The organism is Bacteroidota bacterium (assembly GCA_034723125.1).
Classification (GTDB): domain Bacteria; phylum Bacteroidota; class Bacteroidia; order CAILMK01; family JAAYUY01; genus JAYEOP01.
Genome location: JAYEOP010000446.1, coordinates 1 through 2047 on the forward strand (window position 1 = coordinate 1; position 2047 = coordinate 2047).

A 2047-nucleotide genomic window follows, 5' to 3' on the forward strand; every position below is an offset into this window, starting at 1 on the left:
TTGCTCAATAGCTACGGCTATTCAGAAAAATTTGTGCCTTGCATCTTATTCATTATCTTTGTTTCTTAAAAGAAATGTATTTATAGAACCTCCCTATAAATTTCATAGTATAAAAATAGAAATTATTCCTTTGGTGGCAAATTATCTTTATCTACAATTTGTTGATTTTTTTAGACAATCTGACGGTTGGGCCATGCGTAGTGCGGGATTTCAAGGCACCTTGCTTTTATTTTACTACTAAATTTTCTTATTTGCATAATCTTCCCTACTCATCACTATAGCCCGCATTACGTATAGCCTTTGTTGTAGCCAGTTCTATTTCTTCAATCGTTGGTAATTCAGATTTAATATTCTTTGGAATTGCTCTACTTAATTTATATTCTGCTATTCCTATTGGTTGAGAAATTCCTCTTAAAGAATATTCTGCCTCAATCTTATCCCTTTCTTTACATAATAATATTCCAATTGTCGTGTTGTCATTATCTGTTTTTAATGTGCTGTCAACAGCAGATAAATAAAAGTTTAATTTGCCAGCATATTCGGGTTTAAATCCAGTTGCTTTCAACTCGACAACTACATAGCAACGCAATTTGGTATGATAAAATAGTAAGTCAATAAAAAAATCTTTTTCTCCAACTTCTAAATGATATTGTCTGCCAATAAAAGCAAATCCCTTGCCTAATTCTAACAAAAACTTTGTAATGTGTTTTGTTAACTGGTCTTCAATGTTCTTTTCATTAGCATCTTTACTTAAAGTAAGAAAATCAAATAAGTAAGGGTCTTTTAATGTCTGATTTGCTAAGTCTGAATTAGGTTTTGGAAGTGATTCTGAAAAATTCGTTATTGCTTTTCCTTGTCTTTTAAATAAATGATTTTTAATTTGCAAATCTAATACATCTCTTGACCATCCATTTTCAACAGTTTCACTTAAATAAAACAATGCTTCATTAATATTGTCAGACTTGCTGATTATCTTTATATTATGTCCCCACGGAATTTGTGCAACAAATCGTTGCACTTTTTCAAAATCAGATTTATAAAATGTGTAAAAACTTCTCATATAAAAAAGATTTCTTCTCGAAAAGCCTTGCATATTAGGGAATTCAGATTTTAAATCTTTTGATAAGTTTTCAACTATCGAGTTTCCCCACCCTTGATTTTCTTTCTTTTCAAACAAGTCTTTTCCAATATCCCAGTACAATTGTAACAGTTCCGTATTTGCAGAAAGTACCGCCTTTATCTGGGTTTTCCTTATTCTTGTTTTCAGCCTATCTAGCCATTCAATGTATTCTATATTTTGTTTTTTTATATTCATATTGTATTTTCTACAAAGATAATCCTAATTTTTGGTTACTAGATTTCTTACTATCTGTTTTAAACGCTGTCCCGAATTGGCTACAACGTATGAATATACGTCATATTACGTTTATTTTCACTATAGTCTGTCAAAAGCTACGTTTATTCCGCCATTTTATGGGAATAAACGTAGCTTTATCAAGTTCCATTTTTATAAAGATCATCTAAAGGGTTTCTAAATTTATTAATTTCTGTTTTTTGCGACATGTTTATAAATTTCTCTAGTTTTAATATTTTCATATCCAAATAAATTTTGAATATATCTTAAACCTATTTGCAAATGTAATAATTATTTTTTATTTTATTGGTTGTATTTAATCTTTTTTAAAAAGCAATCTGTCATATTAAAATTACCTTAAATAGTGCCTCTTAGTAAATTATCTATTTTAATAAAATGAAATATTTTTTATCTGCCTTTGCCGTTAGGCAAGTGAGATTTTCATTTTTTGGAAATGCTTGAATTCAAGTTGAAAATGCAATTTTTTGTTAATGAATAAATATTCCTTAATTAAAGTAATTCCCTAATGCAACATTACTCAGTAAATTTTAGTATATATTTGAAGAAAAAAAAATATGCAAGAGAATTACAAACCGCCCTATATAAGTTCAGGTGATGCTTACTCAAGAGCAATGGATGTTTTAAAAAATAATTTTTTAAATGTATTGTTAATATTTGTTGTTGTAGCTGTTC

2 protein-coding genes are annotated in these 2047 nt (G+C 28.5%); one reads left to right on the top strand and one right to left on the bottom strand.

Going from position 1 to position 2047, the window contains the following annotated elements; genetic code table 11:
- A partial coding sequence (locus tag U9R42_11775; protein MEA3496702.1) for a hypothetical protein occupies window positions 1–241 on the top strand: 241 nt, incomplete at its 5' end.
- A gap of 24 nt (window positions 242–265) precedes the next feature.
- On the opposite strand, the gene U9R42_11780 is transcribed toward U9R42_11775, so the two are convergent.
- Window positions 266–1315 carry a PDDEXK nuclease domain-containing protein gene (locus U9R42_11780; protein MEA3496703.1) on the bottom strand — a complete coding sequence of 350 codons (1050 nt, stop codon included), beginning with the start codon at window positions 1313–1315 and terminating at the stop codon, window positions 266–268.
- Between the last annotated feature and the right edge of the window lie 732 nt (window positions 1316–2047).

What these genes read in the sequence shown, in the direction of transcription:
- U9R42_11780 (MEA3496703.1), bottom strand. Translation starts at nt 1,315, where the DNA reads ATGAATATAAAAAAACAAAATATAGAATACATTGAATGGCTAGATAGG.